This is a genomic window from Variovorax soli (assembly GCF_031454625.1).
GTDB lineage: Bacteria > Pseudomonadota > Gammaproteobacteria > Burkholderiales > Burkholderiaceae_C > Variovorax > Variovorax soli_A.
Window position 1 is genome coordinate 172,155 of sequence record NZ_JAVDRF010000007.1, and the last position, 20,749, is coordinate 192,903.

The window sequence follows — 20,749 nt, forward strand, 5'->3', positions numbered from 1 at the left end:
GGTTTCCAACGCGGCCCGCCGGCCGACCCCGATCGTGACCTTGCCCCTGAATGCGCCTTCCCATCCCGTCGCCCCGGTGGTGACCTTCTTCGAGGGCGGCAGCGCGCTCAGCGAGTTCCGGGCCCGGCAGTTGCTGCCCAGGCTGCAGGCGGTCGAGCCGCGGGTCGAGGGCCTCTCGGCGCGCTTCGTGCACCTGGTGGCGACCGATCACGCGCTGGAAGGCGCCGAGCGCGAGCGCTTCGCCGCCCTGCTGGGCTACGGCGAGCCCTTCGAGGCGCCCGCCAGGGCCGCGTCCACGCTGATCGTCACGCCGCGCCTCGGTACCGTCTCTCCCTGGGCTTCCAAGGCGACCGACATCGCCCACAACTGCGGCCTGGCGCTGCGCCGGGTCGAGCGTGTCACGCAGTACCACCTGGTGCTGAAGGCACCGCTGCTGGGCAAGGCGCCGGTGCTCGACGGCGACCGGCTGGCAGCGCTGGCCACGCTGCTGCACGACCGAATGACCGAATCGGTGCTCCCCGGCGTGGAGCAGGCGGCGGCGCTGTTCGCCGAACTGCCGGGCCAGCCGATGGCGCAGGTCGACGTGCTGGGCGGCGGGCGCGCCGCGCTGGTCGAGGCCAACACGCGCTTCGGACTGGCGCTGGCGCAGGACGAGATCGATTACCTGGTCGACGCCTTCACCAGGCTCGGCCGGAACCCCAGCGACGTCGAGCTGATGATGTTCGCGCAGGCCAACAGCGAGCACTGCCGCCACAAGATCTTCAACGCCGACTTCGTGATCGACGGCCAGCCGCAGCCGCAGAGCCTGTTCTCGATGATCCGGCACACGGAGCGCCAGAACCCGCAGCACACGGTGGTGGCCTATTCCGACAACGCTTCGATCATGGAGGGCTCGCGGGTCGAGCGCTTCGTCGCCGCCTCCGCGGCCGGCCGCTACGACAAGCAGGACGCGCTGAACCATGTGCTGATGAAGGTCGAGACCCACAACCACCCGACCGCGATCTCGCCTTTCCCGGGCGCTTCCACCGGCGCCGGCGGCGAGATCCGCGACGAGGGTGCCACCGGCCGCGGCTCCAGGCCGAAGGCAGGGCTGACGGGCTTCACCGTCTCGAAGCTCTGGCCCGCCGAAGGCAGCTATGGCAAGCCCGAGCACATCGCCAGTCCCTTGCAGATCATGACCGAAGGCCCGCTGGGCGGGGCCGCCTTCAACAACGAGTTCGGGCGGCCCAACCTGCTGGGCTACTTCCGCGAGTACGAGCAGGCGATCGCCAGCGACCGCGACACGCTGCAGCGGGGCTACCACAAGCCGATCATGATCGCGGGCGGCCTCGGCACCATCGACGCGGCGCAGACCCAGAAGATCCGCTTCCCCGCGGGCACGCTGCTGATCCAGCTGGGCGGCCCCGGCATGCGCATCGGCATGGGCGGCGGCGCCGCCAGCTCGATGGCCACCGGCGCCAATGCGGCCGAGCTGGATTTCGACTCGGTGCAGCGCGGCAACCCCGAGATCGAGCGGCGTGCGCAGGAGGTCATCAACCATTGCTGGCAGCAGGGCGAGGCGAATCCGATCCTGGCAATCCACGATGTCGGCGCCGGCGGGCTGAGCAATGCCTTCCCCGAGCTCAGCAACGACGCCGGCCGCGGTGCGCGCTTCGACCTGCGCGCCGTGCCGCTGGAGGAGTCGGGGCTGGCGCCGAAGGAGATCTGGTGCAACGAGAGCCAGGAGCGCTATGTGCTGGCGATCGCGCCGGAATCGCTGCCGCTGTTCAAGGGCTTTTGCGAGCGGGAGCGTTGCCCGTTCGCGGTGGTGGGCGTCGCGACCGAAGAGCGACAGTTGATCGTGGCGGACGGAATGCCTGGAGAGCACAGGGGCGCAGACAGCGCGCCTGTCGACATGCCCATGGATGTTCTCCTGGGCAAACCTCCCAAGATGCTGCGCGACGTGGGCTCGGTCGCCCGCACCTTCGAGCCGCTCGACCTCACCGGCGTCGAGCTGCAGAAAGCTGCCATCGACGTTCTTTCCCATCCCACCGTCGCGTCCAAGCGCTTCCTCGTCACCATCGGCGATCGCACCGTCGGCGGCCTGAGCCATCGCGACCAGATGGTCGGCCCCTGGCAGGTGCCGGTGGCCGACTGCGCCGTCACCCTGGCCGACTACGCGGGCTTCGCCGGCGAGGCCATGAGCATGGGCGAGCGCACCCCGCTCGCCGCCCTCGATGCGCCGGCCTCCGGCCGCATGGCGGTGGCGGAGGCCATCACCAACCTGCTGGCCGCACCGATCGAGCTCTCGCGCGTCAAGCTCTCCGCCAACTGGATGGCGGCCTGCGGCGAGCCGGGCGAGGACGCGGCGCTGTACGAGACCGTGAAGGCCGTCGGCCTGGAGCTCTGCCCGGCGCTCGGCATCTCGATTCCCGTGGGCAAGGATTCCTTGTCGATGCGCACCCAGTGGCAGGACCGGGGTGAGCAGAAGAAGGTGAGCTCGCCCGTGAGCCTGATCGTCAGCGCCTTCGCCACGCTGGCCGATGTGCGGGGCACGCTCACCCCGCAGCTGGATGCGAGCGAGCCCGACAGCACCCTGGTCCTGATCGACCTCGGACGTGGCCGGCAGCGCATGGCCGGGAGCATCCTGGCCCAGACGCTGGCGCAGAGCGGCGATGTGGTGCCGGACCTCGACGATCCGCAGGACCTCGTCAGGCTGGTCGCGGCCGTCAATGCGCTGCGCGCCGAGGGCAAGATCCTCGCGATGCACGACCGCAGCGATGGCGGCCTGTTCGCCGCGGCCTGCGAGATGGCCTTCGCCGGCCACGTGGGCCTCGCCCTCAACGTCGACCTGCTGGTGACCGAGGGCGACGGCATCAGCGACAGCCGTGCCGAGTACGGCGACGCCAAGAACTGGGCCGGCCAGGTCAGCGCCCGGCGCGAGGAGCTCACGCTGAAGGCGCTCTTCAACGAAGAGCTCGGCGTGCTGCTGCAGGTGCGCACCGCCGAGCGCAACGAAGTGATGCAGACGCTGCGGGCGCACGGCCTCAGCGCCCACAGCCATTTCGTCGGCAAGACCCGGCCCGACGCCTCGGCCATCGAGGCCGGCAAGGGGAAGGTGGAGGTCTGGCGCGACGCCAAGGCGGTCTTCAGCGCGAGCCTGCACGACCTGCACCAGGTCTGGGACGCGGTGAGCTGGAAGATCTGCCGCGAGCGCGACAACCCCGATTGCGCCGACGCCGAGCACGCAGCCGCCGGCGAGCCGCAGGACCCGGGGCGCCATGTGCAGCTGGCGCCGGGCGTCGAGGAGAACGTGGCCGCGCCCTTCCTCAACCTCGCGCGGCCCAAGGTCGCGATCCTGCGGGAGCAGGGCGTCAACTCGCACGTCGAGATGGCCTATGCCTTCCACGAGGCGGGCTTCGAGTCCTTCGACGTCCACATGACCGACCTTCAAACCGGACGGGCCGACCTGGCCGACTTCAAGGGCGTGGTGGCCTGCGGCGGCTTCAGCTATGGCGACACCCTGGGGGCAGGCATCGGCTGGGCCCGCAGCATCACCTTCAACCCGAAGCTCAGCGAGCAATTCAAGGCCTTCTTCCGCCGCGCCGACACCTTCGGCCTTGGGGTGTGCAACGGTTGCCAGATGTTCGCCGAGCTGGCCGACATCATCCCCGGCGCCGAGGCCTGGCCGCGCTTCACCACCAACCAGAGCGAACGTTTCGAAGCGCGGCTGTCGATGGTGGAGGTGCTCGATTCGCCCAGCCTGTTCTTCGCCGGCATGGCGGGCAGCCGGCTGCCGATCGCGGTGGCGCACGGCGAGGGCTATGCGAACTTCAAGCACCGCGGCGACCCAGCCGAGGCCATCGCCGCCATGCGCTTCGTCGACAACCACGGCCAGCCGACCGAGCGCTATCCCTTCAACCCCAACGGCAGCACGGGTGGCCTGACGGCCGTGACCACCGCGGACGGCCGTTTCACCGCGCTGATGCCGCATCCGGAGCGCGTGTTCCGCAACATCCAGATGAGCTGGACTTCGGGCGACCGGAGCGCTCTGAGCCCGTGGATGCGGATCTGGCGCAACGCGCGGAAATGGGTGGGGTAGCCGCTTGCGCCCCCTCGGCGGGGCGCCTATCATGTGTATGAATTGGTGAATCCATACACATCATGCGAACGAACATTGTCATCGACGACAAGCTCATGAACGACACGTTGCGCGCGACCGGGCTCGGCACCAAGCGCGAGGTGGTGGAACTGGGCCTGCGCACCTTGTTGCGGCTGCGGCAGCAGGAAGAACTTCGGCGCTTGCGCGGCAACCGCAACTGGCAGGGCGATCTCGCCGCGATGCGGACCGACAAGTGATCCTGGTCGACTCCAGTGTCTGGATCGACTATTTCAGGGGCACAGATTCCATCGCAGCGGACCGCCTGGACCAACTGCTTCAAACCGAGCCCCTCGCCATCGGGGACCTGATCCTTGCCGAAGTGCTGCAGGGCTTCACCAAGGAGCGCGACTTCGCCGAGGCCCGCAAACTGCTGACGGCACTCGAGGTCGTAACGCTGGGCGGTGAGGCGATTGCGATCGAGGCTGCCAGGAATCACCGCCGCTTGCGTGCGCTGGGTTTCACGGTTCGCAAGACGATCGACACCTTGATTGCAACCTGGTGCATCGAGAACGACGGCATCCTGCTGCACAACGACAGGGACTTCGACGCCTTTCAGAAGCATCTCGGCCTTCAATGTTGTTGAGGAAAGGCTTAAAAAAAACGCGGCCAGCCGGCCGCGTTTTCGTTTCGTCGAGGCTCGACAGCGCGCTTATTCCACCTTCGCCTTGGCCCGCAGCTCTTCCTGGTACTTCTGCAGCCGCTGCTGCTGCAGCTGCTGCACGATCTGCGGCTTGACCTCTTCCAGCTTGGGCAGCTGGGCCTGGCGGATATCGTCCACGCGGATGATGTGGTAGCCGAACTGCGACTTGACGGGAGCCGGGGTGGTCTCGCCCTTCTTGAGCTTGATCATGGCTTCGGAGAACTCGGGCACGAAGCTGGCGGGCGCAGCCCAGTCGAGATCGCCGCCGTTGGCGCCGGAGCCCGGGTCCTTGCTCTGCTTCTTGGCGATGTCCTCGAACTTGGCGCCCTTCTTGAGGTCGGCCAGGATCTTCTGGGCCTGGTCTTCCTTCTCGACCAGGATGTGGCGGGCCTTGTATTCCTTGCCGCCGTTGGCCGCGGCGAACTTGTCGTACTCGGCCTGTGCATCGGCGTCGGACACCGCATTGGCCTTGCGGTAGTTTTCGAACAGCTGGCGGATCAGGATCGCCTGGCGGGCGAGCTCGAGCTGGTTCTTGTAGTCGTCGGTGGCGTCCAGGCCCTGCTTCTGGGCTTCCTGCATGAAGATCTCGCGGGCGACCACTTCTTCGCGCAGCTGGCCCTGCATCTCGGCCGTGACGGGCCGTCCGGCGGCGGCCAGCTGCTGGGCCAGCACGTCCATGCGCGCCTTGGGCACCGGCTTGCCGTTGACGATGGCCGCGTTCTGCGCGACGGCGGGAAGTGCAGCGAGAAGGGCGACGGCGGCTGCGGCCTGCAGGAGATGTTTCTTCATAAGGAGGGGAGGGTACTTTTGCCGCCCGGAGAGGCGGGAAACAAAGGCGCTTCAGAGCGTCTCGATGGCGATGGCGTGAAGGCCCTGTGCGATGAAAAGTTGCAACGCATCATACACAAGCCGATGGCGCGCCACGCGCGGCTTTCCCTCGAAGAGAGGAGAGGCAATACGCACCCGGAAATGGCTGCCGTAGCCCTCGGCATTGGCGCCTGCATGGCCGGCATGGGCAGCGCTTTCGTCGATCACTTCGAGCAGGGTGGGCTGCAGCGTCGCCCGCAGGCGGGCATCCAGGTCGGCAGCGGTCGGAGGGCGTGCGGTGTTCATGCGGCAGGCTTGTCCGATTTGAGGTGGGGCGAGATGTAGAGCCCCTGCGCCACCAGGAACACGATCGGGAAAGCGTAGCCCCAGAGCTTGAAGTTCACCCACGCCTCGGTGCTGAAGTTGGCTGCGACGTAGCCGTTGATCGCGGCCATGAACACGCAGTACGCGATCCAGGCGACATTGAGGCGCCCCCAGATCTGCGCCGGCAGATCCAGCTGCGCGCCGAGCAGCATCTTCAGGAAGTTCTTCTTGAAGCCCCACAGCGCCACGGCCAGCGCCAACGCCATCGCGCCATAGAGCACGGTCGGCTTCCACTTGATGAAGCGGTCGTCGTGCAGCAGCAGCGTGAGCGAGCCGAACAGCAGGATCAGCACCAGCGTGGCCTTCTGCATCGGCGCCAGGCGGCGCTCGCTGAACCAGGCGATGCCCATCTGCAGCACGGTGGCCGCCATCAGCACGCCGGTGGCGGTGTAGATGTCGTACAGCTTGAAGGCGCCGAAGAACAGCAGGATCGGGAAGAAGTCGAGCAGCAGTTTCATTCTTCAGCGCTTCTGGAAATCGAGCGAAGCGGAGTTCATGCAGTAGCGCAGGCCGGTTTCGGTCGGGCCGTCGGGAAACACATGGCCCAGGTGGGCGCCGCAATTGGCGCAGACGTTCTCGGTGCGCACCATGCCATGCGAGCGGTCGACCACGTTCTTGATGGCGCCGGGCACTGCCTCTTGCGAGAAGCTGGGCCAGCCGCAGCCGGCATCGAACTTCGTGGCCGACTCGAAGAGCTTGGCGCCGCAGCAGATGCAGTGATAGCTGCCGTCTTCCCAGTGCGCCTCGTATTTGCCGGTGAACGGGCGCTCGGTGGCGGCGTGGCGCGTCACTTCGAAGGCGCTGGGCTCGGCGCCTTTTTCGGCCAGGATGGCCTTCCATTCGGCATCGGTTTTCTGGACGGGTGCGGTCATGATGAGCAGCTGATTTCGATGGTGGAAGCCCAGTCGGGCGGGAAGCCGGCATAGGCCTCGTGGCCGGCGTGGTCTTCAAATGGGGTCTTGAGCAGCGCGAGCAAGGTGGCCACGCCCGAGAAGTCCTTTTTCTGCGCCGATTCGATAGCCTGCTGGCCCAGGTGGTTCCGCAGGACGAACTTCGGATTGGCGCCGCGCATCGATTGTGCCGCCTGCGCCGCCGGAACCTGTTCGTGGCGTTGCGCGAAGGACTGCAGCCAGGCGTCGATGCCGGCACGGTCGAGGAACAGGTCCCGCACCGCAGCCGGATCACCGCCGGCCTGCCGGTCGGCGAGGCGGCGCCAGAAGATCGTGTAGTCCACCTTCTCCTGGGCGAGCAGCTTGAGGACCCCTTCGATCAACGCGCGGTCGTCCGGCGCCGCACCGGGCAGGCCCAGCTTGGCCCGCATGCGCGCTTCATACGCTTCGGGGAACACGGTCTTGTACGACTGCAGCGCGGCCACCGCGATTTCCTGGTCGCCGATCAGCGGCAGCAGCGCCTGGGCCAGGCAGAACAGGTTCCAGTAGGCGACATTGGGCTGCTGGTTGTAGGCGTATCGGCCGCCCGTGTCGCTGTGGTTGCAGATGTGGCGCGGGTCGAAGCCGTCGAGGAACTGGAAAGGCCCGTAGTCGATGGTGAGCCCGAGGATGCTCATGTTGTCGGTGTTCATCACGCCGTGGCAGAAGCCGACGGCCTGCCACTGCGCCAGCAGGGCCGCGGTGCGCTCGCTCACCGCTTCGAGGAAGGCCGCGTAGGCGTTGCCGCCGAAGCGTTCGCTGTCGCGGCAGGCCGGGTAGAAGCGGTCGATCACGAAATCGGCAAGCGCACGCAGCTCGTCGAGGCGGTTGGCGGCCGCGAAATGCTCGAAGTGGCCGAAGCGGATGAAACTGGGCGCGGCGCGCGTCACCACGGCGGCGGTTTCGATTTCCTCGCGCACCACCTGCGCGTCGGAGCCGGTCACGCACAGGGCGCGGGTGGTGGGGATGCCGAGGGCCTGCATGGCCTCGCTGCAGAGGAACTCGCGGATGCTCGAGCGCAGCACCGCCCGGCCGTCGCCCATGCGCGAGTAGGGCGTGCGGCCGGAGCCCTTGAGCTGCAGCTCCCAGCCGCTCGCGGTTTGCCCCAGCAGGATGGCGCGGCCGTCGCCCAGCTGTCCGGCCCAGACGCCGAACTGGTGGCCGCTGTAGACGCTGGCCAGGGGTCGGGTGCCGGCGACCGGCACGTTGCCCGTGAAGGCCGCGAGGCCGTCGTCCGATTCCAGGCAGGCTTCTTCCAGCCCGATCTCACGGGCCAGTGCCAGGCTGCGCCCGACCCAGTAGGGCTCGGGCAGCGGGGTGGGCCTGAGCTCGGTGAAGAAGGCGGGTCCGAGGGTGGAGAAGCCGGCGGTCCAGTCCAGTCCGAGGTCGACCGCTTCCGCTTCGTCTGCAATCATGGGCATGGGGCGATTGTCCCGTACCCGTTGAATCCCCGGGCTGCAGAGGCCATCGCGGCCTTTCTGTTTCCATTTGTGTGGATCGGGCCCATGGCGGGATTTACGCTCCCGCGAGCCGGTAGAGTGCGGCGTCGCGATTTCTTCGCGCCTCCACATCCAAGTCTTTCCCACTCCATGTCCAGTCTCATCGTCCACGGCGGCGCACCCCTGCGCGGCCGGATCAGCCCTTCGGCCAACAAGAACGCGGTGCTGCCTGTGCTCTGCGCCACCTTGCTCACGCGCGAGCCCCTGCGGCTTCATGGCGTGCCCGACATCACCGACGTGCGCAAGATCCTCGAGATCTTCCAGGCCCTGGGCAGCGAAGTCCGGCTCGACCGCGAGAGCGGCACGCTGGACCTGCATCACCGCAACACCGGCTTCGACGCCACGCGCCACCGCCTGCCGGAGGAGATGCGCTCCTCGATCATGCTGGTGCCGCCACTGCTCGCCCGCTTCGGCGTGGCGCGGCTGGAGGACAACGTCAAGGGCTGCACCCTGGGCGTGCGCGAGATCGACCCGCATGTGGAGGTCCTGCGCCATTTCGGCGGCAGCGTCGAGCGCACCGAAGGTTCGCTGCTGGTGCGCCTCGCCGGCAGCATGCGGCCCGTGAATCACTGGCTGGACTACGCCTCCGTCACCACCACCGAGAACTTCGTGCTCTGCGCGGTGGCGGCCGCCGGCACCTCGACGCTGACGAACGCGGCTTCCGAGCCCCACGTGCAGGAGTTTTGCCGCTTCATGGCCATGATGGGCGGCCGCATCGAGGGCATCGGCACCTCGAAGCTCACCGTCCACGGCGGCGCGCCGCTGACCGGGGGCGAATTCCGCTTCGACGAGGACTTCCACGAGATCACCACCTTCCTGGCGCTGGGCGCGATCACCGGCGGCGAGGTGCAGGTGCGCAACAGCGCGCCCGGGCAGTTCCCGCTGATCGACCGCACCTTCGCCAAGTTCGGCGTCCAGATCGTGCATCGCGACGGCTGGTCCGAGGCCCGCCGCAGCGGCCCGCTGAAGGTGCAGGTCCCCTTCACGGCCAACGTGCTGACCAAGGTCGAGGCCGCGCCCTGGCCCTACTTCCCGGTGGACCTGCTGCCGATCTTCATCGCGCTGGGGGTGCGCGCCCAGGGCAACGCCATGTTCTGGAACAAGGTCTACGACGGCGCGCTGGGCTGGACCGGCGAGCTCTCGAAGTTCGGCGCCCACGTGTTCTCGTCCGACCCGCACCGGCTCATCACCTTCGGCGGCGGGCCTCTGGCACCGGCCGTGGTCGAGAGCCCGTACATCATCCGCGTGGCGATCGCGCTGTTCATGGTGGCCGCGAGCATCGAGGGGCGTTCGGAGATCCGCAACGCGGCCCCGATCCGGCGCGCGCATCCGCGCTTCGTGGAGAACCTGCGCAGCTTGGGCGTTCGCGTGGAGTGGACCCAGGACGAGTAGGGAGGGCGTCGGCAAGACGCCCACGCGACAGCCTGGTGCCGCTCTGCGGGTTTCTGTCATTGCCGGATCTCCCGAAGATTGCGTGAATCTGAGGTGCCGACGAGGCCGCCGCGGCGGCCGCCGGGCTTTCACGATTCCGTTGCTTGAAGGAGCTTCCGATGCTGGGTTTGATGCAGGACCAACCATTGCTGATCTCGTCGCTGATCGAGTTCGCCGAACGCCACAACGGCGACGGCGAAATCGTCTCGCGGCGGGTGGAGGGCGACATCCATCGCAGCAACTGGCGCCAGATCGCTTCCCGCGCCCGCCAGGTCGCCAACGCGCTCGAGCAGGAGCAGCTGATCTTCAGCGACAGGGTGGCGACCCTGGCTTGGAACGGCTACCGCCACCTGGAGCTGTACTACGGCGTCAGCGGCAGCGGCCGCGTGCTGCACACCATCAACCCGCGCCTGCATCCCGACCAGATCGGCTGGATCGCCAACCACGCCGAAGACCAGATCCTGTGCTTCGACCTCAGCTTCCTGCCGCTGGTGCAGGCGGTGCACCCCAAGTGCACGACCATCAAGAAGTGGATCGCGCTGTGCGATGCCGACAAGCTGCCCGCCGACAGCGGCATTCCCAACCTGGCGAGCTACGAGGCCTGGATGGGCCCGCTGTCCGACCGGTACGACTGGCCCAGCTTCGACGAGAACTCGGCCTCCAGCATGTGCTACACGAGCGGCACCACCGGCAATCCCAAGGCCGCGCTCTACAGCCACCGCTCGACCCTGCTGCATGCCTACGCGGCCGCGCTGCCGGACGTGATGGACCTGTCGGCCCGCGATTCCGTGCTGCCCGTGGTGCCCATGTTCCACGTCAACGCCTGGGGCATTCCGTACTCGGCCGCGCTCGCCGGCGCCAAGCTGGTCTTCCCCGGCCCGGCGCTGGACGGCAAGTCGGTCTACGAGCTGATCGAAGCCGAGCGCGTGAGCTTCGCGGCCGGCGTGCCCACGGTCTGGCAGATGCTGCTGGGCCACATGCAGTCGCAGGACCTGCGCTTCTCCACGCTGAAGCGCACCGTGATCGGCGGCTCGGCCTGCCCGCCGGCCATGATCAACGCCTTCCAGCAGCATTACGGCGTGGAGGTGCTGCACGCCTGGGGCATGACGGAGATGTCGCCGCTGGGCACGCTCTGCACGCTCAAGAACAAGCACCTTTCGATGCCCGAGGACAAGCAGACGGCGATCCGCATGAAGCAGGGCCGGGCCATCTTCGGCGTCGACATGAAGATCGTCGACGGCGAGGGCAAGGACCTGCCCTGGGACGGCAAGACCTCCGGCGACCTGCTGGTCAAGGGCCCCTGGGTGGTCAAGGAGTACTTCAAGGGGGAGGGCGGCGACCCGCTGGTGCCGGACGCGCGCGGCCGCGGCTGGTTCCCCACCGGCGACGTCGCCACCATCGACGCCGACGGCTACCTGCAGATCACCGACCGCAGCAAGGACGTGATCAAGTCCGGCGGCGAGTGGATCAGCTCCATCGACATCGAGAACATCGCGGTGGCGCACCCGGCGGTCGCGATGGCGGCCTGCATCGGGGTGGCGCACCCCAAGTGGGACGAGCGGCCGGTGGTGGTCGTGGTGAAGAAGCCCGGCGCCGAACTCACGCGCGAGGAGCTGCTGGCCTTCTACGGCGGCAAGACCGTTGCCAAGTGGCAGATCCCCGACGACGTGGTGTTCGTCGAGGCGATCCCGCTGGGCGCGACCGGCAAGATCCTCAAGACCCGGCTGCGCGAGCAACTGCGCGACTACAAGCTGCCGGAGTGCTGACGCCCCCGAATCCTACCGACCGGTAGCACCGGCCAAGTGCGGCCTGTCGCCTGGGTGATAGAAAGCGCCCCCGCGGCGGGCGCCTTACGGGCATTCCCTGACGGGCAGGGGTGCAAAGACCAGTAACCTCATCTCGCATTGCAGCATGACAAGGAGACAGGAATGAAATTCGTACTGAGACTTGCAAGCGCGGCCATCCTCGCCGCTGCCGCCACCGGCGCGCTGGCCCAGAAGGGCGAGACCGTGAGGATTGCGATGATCGAGGGCCTCTCGGGCCCCTTCGCCAACGTCGGCCAGAACCAGCTCAAGAGCTGGCAGCTCGTGGCCGACAAGCTCGGCGGCGCCAAGAACGCCGCGGGCGTCAAGTTCGAAGTCGTCGGCATGGACAGCAAGAGCTCGCCGCAGGAAGCGCTCAACCTGCTGAAGGCTGCCAGCGACCAGGGCTTCCGCTACATCACCCAGGGCAACGGCTCGAACGTGGCGGTTCCGCTGGCGGACGCCGTCGCCAAGCACAACGAGCGCAATCCGGGCAAGGAAATCATCTACCTGAACTATGCCGCGGTCGACCCGGTGCTTACCAACGAGAAGTGCACCTACTCGCATTTCAGGCTCGACGCGGACACCTCCATGAAGATGGCGGCGCTGACCTCCTTCATGAAGGACCAGCCGAAGGTCTCGAAGGTGTATCTCATCAACCAGAATTACTCGCACGGCCAGCAGGTCTCGAAGTACTTCAAGGAAGGCCTGGCGCGCAACCGGCCGGATGCCAAGATCGTCGGCGACGACCTGCACCCCCTGGGCCAGGTCAAGGACTTCGCGCCGTACGTCGCCAAGATCAAGCAGTCGGGCGCCGACACCATCGTCACCGGCAACTGGGGCCAGGACATGACCCTGCTGATCAAGGCGCTGAACGACTCCGGCCTGAAGATCCCGATCTACGCCTACTACGCCGGGGTCTCCGGCACGCCGACGGCGCTGGCCTCGGGCGGCGATCTCGAGGTCTACCAGATCGCCTACAACCACTCGAATTACACCGGCGAGCTGGGCGCGCTGATGAACGAGTTCAAGGCCAAGTACAACGACGACTTCTACACCTTCTCGATCTACAACGCGATCGTCATGCTGGGCGATGCGATGGCCAAGGCCAAGTCCACCGATCCCATGAAGGTCGCCGCGGCCCTGGAGGGGCTGAAGTTCAAGGGCTTCAACGGCGAATCCGAGATGCGCAAGACCGACCACCAGCTGCAGCAGGGCCTGTGGATCTCCAAGTGGCAGAAGGTCGATGCCAAGTACAAGTACAGCGTGGAGAACACGGGCTATACCTTCGCGCCCGTGAAGTACCTCGAGCCCTACATCGCCAGCACGCCGACCACGTGCGAGATGAAGCGCCCGGCCCCCTGAGTCAGGCACCATCAGCAAAACGCCGGCGGGTGATGCAAGTCGCTCCCCGGCGCTTTTTTTAGGCCCTGGCCGACGCGGCTGAAACGACGACGAAGACCCTGTGGAATTCTTTGCCATCTCCCTCCTGAACGGCCTCAGCTACGGGCTGCTGCTGTTCATGCTGAGCTCCGGCCTCACGCTGATCTTCAGCATGATGGGCGTGCTCAACTTCGCGCACACCAGCTTCTACATGCTGGGCGCCTACTTCGCCTACACGATCTCCGGCGTGCTCGGCTTCTGGCCAGCGCTGGTCATTGCGCCCCTGCTGGTCGGCGCCCTGGGCGCACTCTTCGAGCGCTACAGCCTTCGGCGCGTCCACAAGTTCGGCCACGTGCCCGAACTGCTGGTGACCTTCGGGCTGTCCTACCTGATCCTGGAGCTGGTCCAGCTGGTGTGGGGCCGCGCCACCGTGCCCTACGGCCTGCCGCCGCAGCTGCAGGGCCCACTGTTCACGCTATTCGGGACCCAGTTCCCCAAGTCGCGCTCCTTCATCATGCTGCTCGCGCTGCTGATGCTGCTGTCGGTCTGGCTGCTGCTGACCCGCACGCGCATCGGACTGGTGATCCAGGCCGCGCTCACGCACCCCGAGACGGTGGAGGCGCTGGGCCACAACGTGCCGCGCGTGTTCATGCTCGTCTTCGGCGGCGGCGCCGCGCTGGCCGCCCTGGCCGGCGTGATCGGGGGCAATACCTACGTGACGGAACCCGCGATGGCGGGCGCGGTCGGGTCGATCGTGTTCGTGGTGGTGGTGGTCGGCGGCATGGGCTCGCTGGCGGGGGCCTTCTTGGCGTCCCTGCTGATCGGCGTGCTGCAGACCTTCGCCGTGGCCATCGACCAGTCGCTCGCCTCGGGCCTGCAGGCGCTCGGCGTGGCGGTGACGGCCGCGACGCCCGGCTACGACCTGCTCCAGCTCACGGTCGCACAGGTGGCGCCGATCCTGCCGTACCTTCTACTGGTACTGATCCTGATCTTCAGACCCAAGGGTCTGCTCGGCAAGCGGGAGGGATAGCATGAACACGCATGCAAGCACTTCCGCGAGCCCTGCCGGCGACGCAGCAGCGCCGTCCAGCGCGAACAAGCAACCCGTCGCGTACTACCGCTTCAAGCCCTGGAACATCGGGCGCGCGCTGATCTGGACGCTCTTCGCCGTGGGCCTGATCGTCGCCCCGCTGATCTTCCGCAGCAGCCTGGCCTTGACCATGCTGTCCCAAATCGGCTACCTCATCATCATCTGCCTGAGCTACAACATCCTCCTCGGGCAAGGCGGAATGCTGAGCTTCGGCCACGCGGTGTACACGGGGATGGGGGCCTTCATCGCAGTGCACGCGATGAACCTCGCCACCAAGGGCGCGGTGCCGCTGCCGCTGGTGACGATCCCGCTGGTCGGCGGTCTTGCGGGGGCGGGCTTCGCGATCCTGCTGGGCTACGTGACCACCAAGAAGTCCGGCACCACCTTCGCGATGATCACCCTGGGCATCGGCGAGCTCGTGGCGGCCATGTCCCTGATGTTCCCCGCCTTCTTCGGCGGGGAGGGCGGCGTGACCACCAACCGCGTCTACGGTGCGCCGTTCCTGGGCCTGACCTTTGGGCCGCAGATCCAGGTGTACTACCTGATCGCCGCGTACTGCTTCGTCTCCACCGCCCTGATGTTCGCCTTCACCGGCACGCCGCTGGGACGCATGCTCAACGCGGTGCGCGACAACCCCGAGCGGGTCGAGTTCATCGGCTACGACACGCAGTGGGTGCGCTACCTGGCGTTCATCATTGCCGGCTTCTTCGCCGGCATCGGCGGCGCGCTCGCGTCCATCAACTTCGAGATCGTCAATGCGTCGGACAGCCTGAGCACGATCCGCTCGGGCGGCTACCTGCTGTTCACCTTCCTGGGCGGCGCGACCTTCTTCTTCGGGCCCATCATCGGCGCCGTGCTGCTGGTGCTGGCCTCGGTGCTGCTGTCGGAGCTGACCAAGGCCTGGCTGCTGTACCTGGGCCTGGTGTTCCTCTTCATGGTGATGTTCGCGCCGGGCGGCATCGCGAGCCTGATCATGATGAACCTGCGCGTGGCCAAGTTCGGCAAGTTCAATCGCCTGTGGGGCCTGTACGGCGGCCTGATCCTCACCGGGGCGGTGATGGTCGTGGGCGCGGCGGCGCTCGTGGAGATGATCTATCACATGCAGCTCAACGCAGCGCTCGGCCCCAAGCTCAATTTCATGGGGGTCGAACTCGACACGTCCAGCGCGGCCAGCTGGGCCGGCGCCACCGTGCTGCTGGTCGTCGGCATGGCGATGGTCGAATGGGTGCGCCGCCGCTTCGTGAGGGTCTGGGGGCAGGCGCAAGAGGAGATCGAGATGGAGATCAAGCGCAGGGAGATGGCATGACCGCAGCGAAGAAGCGCTTCGAGCAAGGTCGCGCGCCTCGGCGGTGCAGCGAATACACGTCGGTGACGTGGGGCGCCTCATGACACATGCTCTCGAATTGAAGGCGCTGCGCAAGAACTTCGGCAAGACCGAGATCATCCGTGGCGTGGACCTGGCGGTCGAAGCCGGCGAGCGTGTCGCCATCATCGGTCCCAACGGCGCCGGCAAGTCGACGCTCTTCAACCTCATCAGCGGGCGGCTCGAGCCCACCAGTGGCGAGGTGCTGCTGCATGGCCAGCGCATCGACGGCAAGAGACCCTACGAGATCAACCGCCTGGGTCTATCGCGCAGCTTCCAGATCACCAACATCTTCCCCAAGCTCAGCGTGTTCGAGAACCTGCGCTGCGGGGTGCTGTGGAGCCTGGGCTACCGCTACAGCTTCCTGCGTTTCCTGTCGAACCTGGACGATGCCAACGAGCGCACCGAAGAACTGCTGCACCAGGTCCACCTGGAAAAGAAGCGCGACGTGCATGCGGTGAACCTCACCTATGCCGAACAGCGGGCGCTGGAGATCGGCGTCACCATTGCCGGCGGTGCCAGCGTGATCCTGCTGGACGAGCCGACTGCCGGCATGAGCAAGACCGAGACGGCGCATTTCATCGCCCTGATCAAGCAGGTGACCGTCGGCAAGACCCTGCTCACCGTGGAACATGACATGGGCGTCGTCTTCGGCCTGGCCGACAAGATCGCCGTGGTGGTCTATGGCGAGGTGATCGCCTTCGACAAGCCGGCGGCGGTCCGCGCCAATGCGCGCGTGCAGGAGGCCTACCTGGGCTCGTCGGTGGCCGATGCGCAGGCCGGGGGCCATTAGAGACATGCTGAAACTCGAAGACATCCACGCCTACTACGGCAAGAGCCATGTGCTGCATGGCGTTTCCTTCGGCGTCAACCCCGGCGAGATCGTGGCCCTGCTGGGCCGCAACGGCTCGGGCCGCTCGACCACGGCCAAGGCCATCATGGGCCTGGTGCATGCCGAGGGCGGTCTGCACTGGAAGGGCCAGGACATCCTGCGCCGCAAGGCCTACGAGATCGCGCACCTGGGCATCGGCTACGTGCCCGAGAACCGCGACATCTTTCCCAAGCTCACCGTGCACCAGAACCTGCTGCTCGGGCAGAAGGGCAACGGCAAGGGCAGCCGCTGGTCCTTCGACGACATGTACGGCATGTTCCCGCGCCTCCAGGAACGCCAGCACACCGAGGCGGGCGTGCTCTCGGGCGGCGAGCAGCAGATGCTGACGCTGTGCCGCACCCTGATGGGCGACCCCGACCTGATCATCATCGACGAGCCGACCGAGGGCCTCGCGCCGAAGATCGTCGAGCTGGTGGGACAGTACCTGCGCACGCTCAAGGACAAGGGCATCTCGGTGCTGCTGATCGAGCAGAAGCTGACCATCGCGATGGCGATCTCCGACCGCGCCCTGGTCATGGGCCACGGCAGCATCGTCTTCGACGGCACGCCCGACAGCCTGCGCGCCGATGCCTCGACACGCAAGGAGTGGCTCGAGGTCTGAATCCGGCGAGCCCTTGTCTCGCCAGCGACTGGGCGCCTTTGCCGGCCTCCGGGAAACGCCTAGAATTTCCGAAAAAAAGAACGTCCGTGCTTTTTAGATGCGGTGCAGCGTAGCAAGGTGCATGCTGCATTCCCTCCCAATCCGTTTTTTCGATCCTCTCCCATCCCCAAAGGAACGCAGCATGACGGCTGAATACAAAGTGCTCGGCGACGTCGCCGTGATCACCATGGCCAACCCACCGGTCAATGGCCTCGGTCTATCGACGCGCACCGGCATCACCGATGGCCTCTCCAGGGCCCTGGAAGACGCGGCCGTCAAGGCGATCGTGATCACCGGCGCCGGCAAGGCCTTCTCGGGCGGCGCCGACATCAAGGAATTCGGCACGCCCAAGGCGCTGCAGGACCCCAATCTCCTGAGCGTGATCCTCGCGCTCGAGGCATCGACCAAGCCCATCGTCGCGGCCATCCATTCGGTCTGCATGGGCGGCGGCCTCGAGCTGGCCCTGGGCTGCCACTACCGCGTGGCCGCGCCCGGCACCAGCGTCGCACTGCCCGAGGTCAAGCTGGGCCTCCTGCCCGGCGCCGGAGGCACGCAGCGCCTGCCTCGCGTGCTGGGCGTGGAGACCGCGCTCAACATGATCGTGAGCGGCGAGGCCGTCAAGAGCGAGATGCTCGCTGCGCTGCCCAACCAGAAGCTGTTCGACAAGCTGACCGCATCGCCCGAGTCGCTGTTCGACGAGGCGATCGAATTCGCGCGGTCGGTCGCCGGCAAGGACGGCGAGCTGCCGCTGGTGCGCAAGCTGCCGTGCAAGCATCCTCAAGGTGACGCCTACTTCCAGTTCGCCCGCAACATGGTCGGCGGCATGTCCAAGAACTATCCAGCGCCGCTCAAGTGCGTGGACGCGGTGCAGGCCGCCACGCAGATGAAGTTCGACGAAGGCATGGCGGAGGAACGCCGCCTCTTCACCGCGCTGATGTTCACCCCTGAGTCGCTGGCCCTGCGCCACCTCTTCATGGCCGAGCGCGCGGCTTCGCGCATCCCCGACGTGCCGGAAGACACGCCCCAGCGAACCATCAAGTCGGTGGGCGTGATCGGCGCCGGCACCATGGGCGGCGGCATCTCGATGAACTTCTTGAACGCGGGCATCCCCGTCAAGATCCTCGAGATGAAGCAGGAGGCGCTCGACCGCGGCATCGCCACCATCCGCAAGAACTACGAGGCCCAGGTCAAGAAGGGCAAGCTCAAGGCCGACAAGTACGAACAGCGCATGGCGCTGCTGTCCACCACGCTGGATTACAACGACCTGAAGGACGCCGACCTCATCATCGAGGCGGTGTTCGAGGAACTGGGCGTCAAGGAGAAGGTGTTCAAAGAGCTGGACCGCGTCGCCAAGCCCGGCGCCATCCTGGCATCCAACACCTCCACGCTCGACGTCGACAAGATCGCGGCCTTCACCCAGCGCCCGCAGGACGTGGTCGGCATGCACTTCTTCAGCCCGGCCAACGTGATGAAGCTGCTGGAAGTGGTGCGCGGCAAGGAGACCGCCAAGGACGTGCTCGCCACCGTCATGGGCGTCGCCAAGAAGATCAAGAAGACGGCGGTGGTCTCGGGCGTGTGCGACGGCTTCATCGGCAACCGCATGATCGAGCAGTACTCGCGCCAGGCCGGCTTCCTGCTCGACGAAGGCGCCACACCGCAGCAGGTGGACAAGGCCATCGAGAAGTTCGGCTTCGCCATGGGTCCGTTCCGCATGGGCGACCTGGCCGGCAACGACATCGGGTGGGCCATCCGCAAGCGCCGCGCCGTCGAGCATCCCGACATGAAGTACAGCCGCACGGCGGACAAGCTCTGCGAACTCGGCCGCTTCGGCCAGAAGACCGGGGCCGGATGGTACGACTACCAGGCGGGCAAGCGCGATGCGATCCCGTCGGAGCTGGTCAACAAGATGATCGAGGACCACCGCAAGGAGCTTGGCATCACGCCGCGCAAGATCTCCGACGAAGAGATCGTGCAGCGCCTGGTCTACGCGCTGGTCAACGAGGGGGCGCACATCCTCGAGGACGGGATCGCTTCCAAGTCCGGCGATATCGACATGGTGTACCTCACCGGCTACGGCTTCCCGATCTGGCGCGGCGGCCCGATGCATTACGCCAACCAGGTGGGCCTCTACAACGTGGCCGAGGCGATGAAGCGCTTCGCCCGCAATCCGCACGACGATGCGAGCTTCTGGCAGCCCGCGCCGCTGATCCGGAAGCTGGTGGCCGAAGGCAAGCAGTTCGGCTGACGAAAGCGGGCGAGGGCAGGCCATGGTCAAACGGGTGTCGTGGGCGCTGTTGCTGGCCGTGGCCGTGCTGGCGGTGCTGATCGCGGGCAATACCTGGCGCCGGCCCTCGCTGCAATTGCAGGTGGCGCCCGCTCCGCGGCTGGAAGTCGACGAAAAGGCAGCGGCCGGCCGGCTGGCGGGCGCCATTCCGATCCGCACCGTCTCGGGCATGGAAGGCCTGCAGTCCAACGGCGAGGAATTCAAGAAGCTCCACGCCTACCTGGCGCAGCAGTTTCCCAAGCTGCATGCCTCGCTGAAGAAGGAGGTGGTCGGCGACAACGCGCTGCTCTACACCTGGACCGGCAGCGATCCATCCGCCAAGCCCATCGCGTTGATGGCGCACCAGGACGTGGTGCCCATCGCGCCGGGCACCGAGAAGGCCTGGTCCGCCGATCCCTTCAGCGGCCAGATCAAGGACGGCTTCGTCTGGGGCCGCGGCACCTGGGACGACAAGGGCAACCTGCTGGCCCAGATGGAGGCCATCGAGATGCTGCTGGCCCAGGGCTTCCAGCCGCGGCAGACCATCTACCTGGTCGCCGGCGACGACGAGGAAGTCAGCGGCCAGCGCGGCGCGAAGGTGATCGCCGAACTGCTGAAGTCGCGCGGCATCCGGCTCGAATGGGTGCTCGACGAGGGGCTGCTGGTCACCGAGGGCGTGCTTTCCGGTCTGGACAAGCCGGCCGCGCTGATCGGCCTGGCCGAGAAGGGCTACGGCACTTTCTTCCTGTCGCTGGACCAGCCGCCGGGCCATTCGTCGATGCCGCCTTCGCGCACGGCCATCGGCAGCATGAGCGCCGCGCTCGCGCGGCTCGAAGCCAACCCGATGCCTGCCGCCATCAGCGGGGTCGCGGGCGAAATGTTCGCCACGCTGGCGCCCGAGATGAGCGGCTTCAACCGCTTCGCACTGTCCAACCTGTGGCTGTTCCGGCCGCTGGTGCAGGCCCAGCTGGAGAAGGGGCCGAGCAGCAACGCGATGCTGCGCACGACCACCGCACTGACCATCGTGCGCGCCGGCAACAAGGACAACGTGCTGCCCGGCCGTGCCGAGGCCGCCGTCAACTTCCGCGTGCTGCCGGGCGACACGCTGGCCTCGGTGGAAGCGCACATCCGCAAGACCATTGCCGATGACGCCATCGTCATCAAGCCGTACCCCGGCAACTCGGAGCCTTCGCCGATCTCTCCTGTCGAAAGCCTGGGCTACCGCACCATCGCCCAGTCGGTGCGCCAGGTGTTCCCGGAGGCGATCGTGGCGCCCGGCCTGATGATCGCCGCCACCGATTCGCGCCATTTCTCGACCGTGAGCGATGCGGTCTACCGCTTCTCCCCGGTCCGCGCGCGCCCCGAGGACCTGTCGCGCTTCCACGGCACCAACGAGCGCATCTCGATCGCCAACTACGCCGAGATGATCCGGTTCTATCACCAGCTGCTGCGCAACACCGCGCAGCCCCAGTAATCCTCTTCTTT

At 66.9% G+C, this 20,749-nt stretch carries 17 protein-coding genes; 12 read left to right on the forward strand and 5 right to left on the reverse strand.

Features of this window, described 5'->3' with window-relative positions:
• Positions 1 to 34: 34 nt before the first annotated feature.
• The 3 genes from purL (at position 35) to vapC (ending at position 4,724) form a co-directional block, all read left to right on the forward strand.
• On the forward strand, positions 35 to 4,081 hold the full coding sequence (gene purL / locus J2739_RS17520; protein ID WP_309903875.1) for a phosphoribosylformylglycinamidine synthase: 4,047 nt from the start codon (positions 35 to 37) through the stop codon (positions 4,079 to 4,081).
• Positions 4,082 to 4,143: 62 nt separating this feature from the next.
• Positions 4,144 to 4,338 carry a type II toxin-antitoxin system VapB family antitoxin gene (locus tag J2739_RS17525; RefSeq protein ID WP_309903877.1) on the forward strand — a complete coding sequence of 65 codons (195 nt, stop codon included), beginning with the start codon at positions 4,144 to 4,146 and terminating at the stop codon, positions 4,336 to 4,338.
• Positions 4,335 to 4,724, forward strand: a complete 390-nt coding sequence (gene vapC, locus J2739_RS17530) for a type II toxin-antitoxin system VapC family toxin (protein WP_309903879.1) — start codon at positions 4,335 to 4,337, stop codon at positions 4,722 to 4,724. The genes J2739_RS17525 and vapC overlap by 4 nt, the downstream gene beginning before the upstream one ends.
• A gap of 66 nt (positions 4,725 to 4,790) precedes the next feature.
• On the opposite strand, the gene J2739_RS17535 is transcribed toward vapC, so the two are convergent.
• The 5 genes from J2739_RS17535 to J2739_RS17555 are packed head-to-tail and all read right to left on the reverse strand — an operon-like array spanning position 4,791 to position 8,322.
• Complete coding sequence (locus tag J2739_RS17535; protein WP_309903881.1) at positions 4,791 to 5,570, reverse strand: peptidylprolyl isomerase; 780 nt, start codon at positions 5,568 to 5,570, stop codon at positions 4,791 to 4,793.
• A 51-nt stretch (positions 5,571 to 5,621) separates the two neighbouring features.
• Positions 5,622 to 5,894 (reverse strand): BolA family protein, encoded by a 273-nt coding sequence (locus J2739_RS17540; RefSeq protein ID WP_309903882.1) that lies wholly within the window; start codon positions 5,892 to 5,894, stop codon positions 5,622 to 5,624.
• The gene (locus tag J2739_RS17545) at positions 5,891 to 6,430 is read right to left on the reverse strand and encodes a septation protein A (protein ID WP_309903884.1); all 540 of its coding nucleotides are present in this window, start codon (positions 6,428 to 6,430) and stop codon (positions 5,891 to 5,893) included. Before J2739_RS17545 ends, J2739_RS17540 begins: the two co-directional genes overlap by 4 nt.
• 3 nt (positions 6,431 to 6,433) lie before the next feature.
• Complete coding sequence (msrB, locus tag J2739_RS17550) at positions 6,434 to 6,844, reverse strand: peptide-methionine (R)-S-oxide reductase MsrB (protein WP_309903887.1); 411 nt, start codon at positions 6,842 to 6,844, stop codon at positions 6,434 to 6,436.
• Positions 6,841 to 8,322 (reverse strand): protein adenylyltransferase SelO, encoded by a 1,482-nt coding sequence (locus J2739_RS17555; RefSeq protein WP_309903889.1) that lies wholly within the window; start codon positions 8,320 to 8,322, stop codon positions 6,841 to 6,843. The genes msrB and J2739_RS17555 overlap by 4 nt, the downstream gene beginning before the upstream one ends.
• A 168-nt stretch (positions 8,323 to 8,490) precedes the next feature.
• Here J2739_RS17555 and J2739_RS17560 point away from each other — a divergent pair, with 168 nt between their 5' ends.
• The 9 genes from J2739_RS17560 (at position 8,491) to J2739_RS17600 (ending at position 20,738) form a co-directional block, all read left to right on the forward strand.
• The gene (locus J2739_RS17560; protein WP_309903891.1) at positions 8,491 to 9,792 is read left to right on the forward strand and encodes a UDP-N-acetylglucosamine 1-carboxyvinyltransferase; all 1,302 of its coding nucleotides are present in this window, start codon (positions 8,491 to 8,493) and stop codon (positions 9,790 to 9,792) included.
• Between the two features lie 158 nt (positions 9,793 to 9,950).
• Positions 9,951 to 11,597 (forward strand): 3-(methylthio)propionyl-CoA ligase, encoded by a 1,647-nt coding sequence (locus J2739_RS17565; RefSeq protein WP_309903893.1) that lies wholly within the window; start codon positions 9,951 to 9,953, stop codon positions 11,595 to 11,597.
• Positions 11,598 to 11,759: 162 nt separating this feature from the next.
• The gene (locus tag J2739_RS17570) at positions 11,760 to 12,998 is read left to right on the forward strand and encodes a branched-chain amino acid ABC transporter substrate-binding protein (protein ID WP_309903896.1); all 1,239 of its coding nucleotides are present in this window, start codon (positions 11,760 to 11,762) and stop codon (positions 12,996 to 12,998) included.
• A 100-nt stretch (positions 12,999 to 13,098) separates the two neighbouring features.
• Complete coding sequence (locus tag J2739_RS17575; protein WP_309903898.1) at positions 13,099 to 14,046, forward strand: branched-chain amino acid ABC transporter permease; 948 nt, start codon at positions 13,099 to 13,101, stop codon at positions 14,044 to 14,046.
• 1 nt (position 14,047) lies between these two features.
• Positions 14,048 to 15,412, forward strand: coding sequence for a branched-chain amino acid ABC transporter permease (locus J2739_RS17580; protein WP_309903900.1), 1,365 nt, complete (start codon positions 14,048 to 14,050; stop codon positions 15,410 to 15,412).
• 79 nt (positions 15,413 to 15,491) lie between these two features.
• Positions 15,492 to 16,262: an ABC transporter ATP-binding protein gene (locus J2739_RS17585; protein WP_309903902.1), complete on the forward strand. Its 771-nt coding sequence runs from the start codon at positions 15,492 to 15,494 to the stop codon at positions 16,260 to 16,262.
• A gap of 4 nt (positions 16,263 to 16,266) precedes the next feature.
• Entirely contained in the window at positions 16,267 to 16,962 is a 696-nt protein-coding gene (locus tag J2739_RS17590; protein WP_309903903.1) for an ABC transporter ATP-binding protein, read from the forward strand.
• A 181-nt stretch (positions 16,963 to 17,143) separates the two neighbouring features.
• Positions 17,144 to 19,246, forward strand: a complete 2,103-nt coding sequence (locus J2739_RS17595) for a 3-hydroxyacyl-CoA dehydrogenase NAD-binding domain-containing protein (RefSeq protein ID WP_309903906.1) — start codon at positions 17,144 to 17,146, stop codon at positions 19,244 to 19,246.
• 22 nt (positions 19,247 to 19,268) lie between these two features.
• Positions 19,269 to 20,738, forward strand: coding sequence for a M20 family peptidase (locus J2739_RS17600; RefSeq protein ID WP_309903909.1), 1,470 nt, complete (start codon positions 19,269 to 19,271; stop codon positions 20,736 to 20,738).
• Positions 20,739 to 20,749: the final 11 nt, after the last annotated feature.

Coding starts and splice junctions, on each gene's coding strand:
- J2739_RS17525 (WP_309903877.1), top strand. CDS start 4,144: ATGCGAACGAACATTGTCATCGACGACAAGCTCATGAACGACACGTTG.
- J2739_RS17535 (WP_309903881.1), bottom strand. CDS start 5,570: ATGAAGAAACATCTCCTGCAGGCCGCAGCCGCCGTCGCCCTTCTCGCT.
- J2739_RS17540 (WP_309903882.1), bottom strand. CDS start 5,894: ATGAACACCGCACGCCCTCCGACCGCTGCCGACCTGGATGCCCGCCTG.
- J2739_RS17545 (WP_309903884.1), bottom strand. CDS start 6,430: ATGAAACTGCTGCTCGACTTCTTCCCGATCCTGCTGTTCTTCGGCGCC.
- msrB (WP_309903887.1), bottom strand. CDS start 6,844: ATGACCGCACCCGTCCAGAAAACCGATGCCGAATGGAAGGCCATCCTG.
- J2739_RS17555 (WP_309903889.1), bottom strand. CDS start 8,322: ATGCCCATGATTGCAGACGAAGCGGAAGCGGTCGACCTCGGACTGGAC.
- J2739_RS17560 (WP_309903891.1), top strand. CDS start 8,491: ATGTCCAGTCTCATCGTCCACGGCGGCGCACCCCTGCGCGGCCGGATC.
- J2739_RS17565 (WP_309903893.1), top strand. CDS start 9,951: ATGCTGGGTTTGATGCAGGACCAACCATTGCTGATCTCGTCGCTGATC.
- J2739_RS17570 (WP_309903896.1), top strand. CDS start 11,760: ATGAAATTCGTACTGAGACTTGCAAGCGCGGCCATCCTCGCCGCTGCC.
- J2739_RS17580 (WP_309903900.1), top strand. CDS start 14,048: ATGAACACGCATGCAAGCACTTCCGCGAGCCCTGCCGGCGACGCAGCA.
- J2739_RS17585 (WP_309903902.1), top strand. CDS start 15,492: ATGACACATGCTCTCGAATTGAAGGCGCTGCGCAAGAACTTCGGCAAG.
- J2739_RS17590 (WP_309903903.1), top strand. CDS start 16,267: ATGCTGAAACTCGAAGACATCCACGCCTACTACGGCAAGAGCCATGTG.
- J2739_RS17595 (WP_309903906.1), top strand. CDS start 17,144: ATGACGGCTGAATACAAAGTGCTCGGCGACGTCGCCGTGATCACCATG.
- J2739_RS17600 (WP_309903909.1), top strand. CDS start 19,269: ATGGTCAAACGGGTGTCGTGGGCGCTGTTGCTGGCCGTGGCCGTGCTG.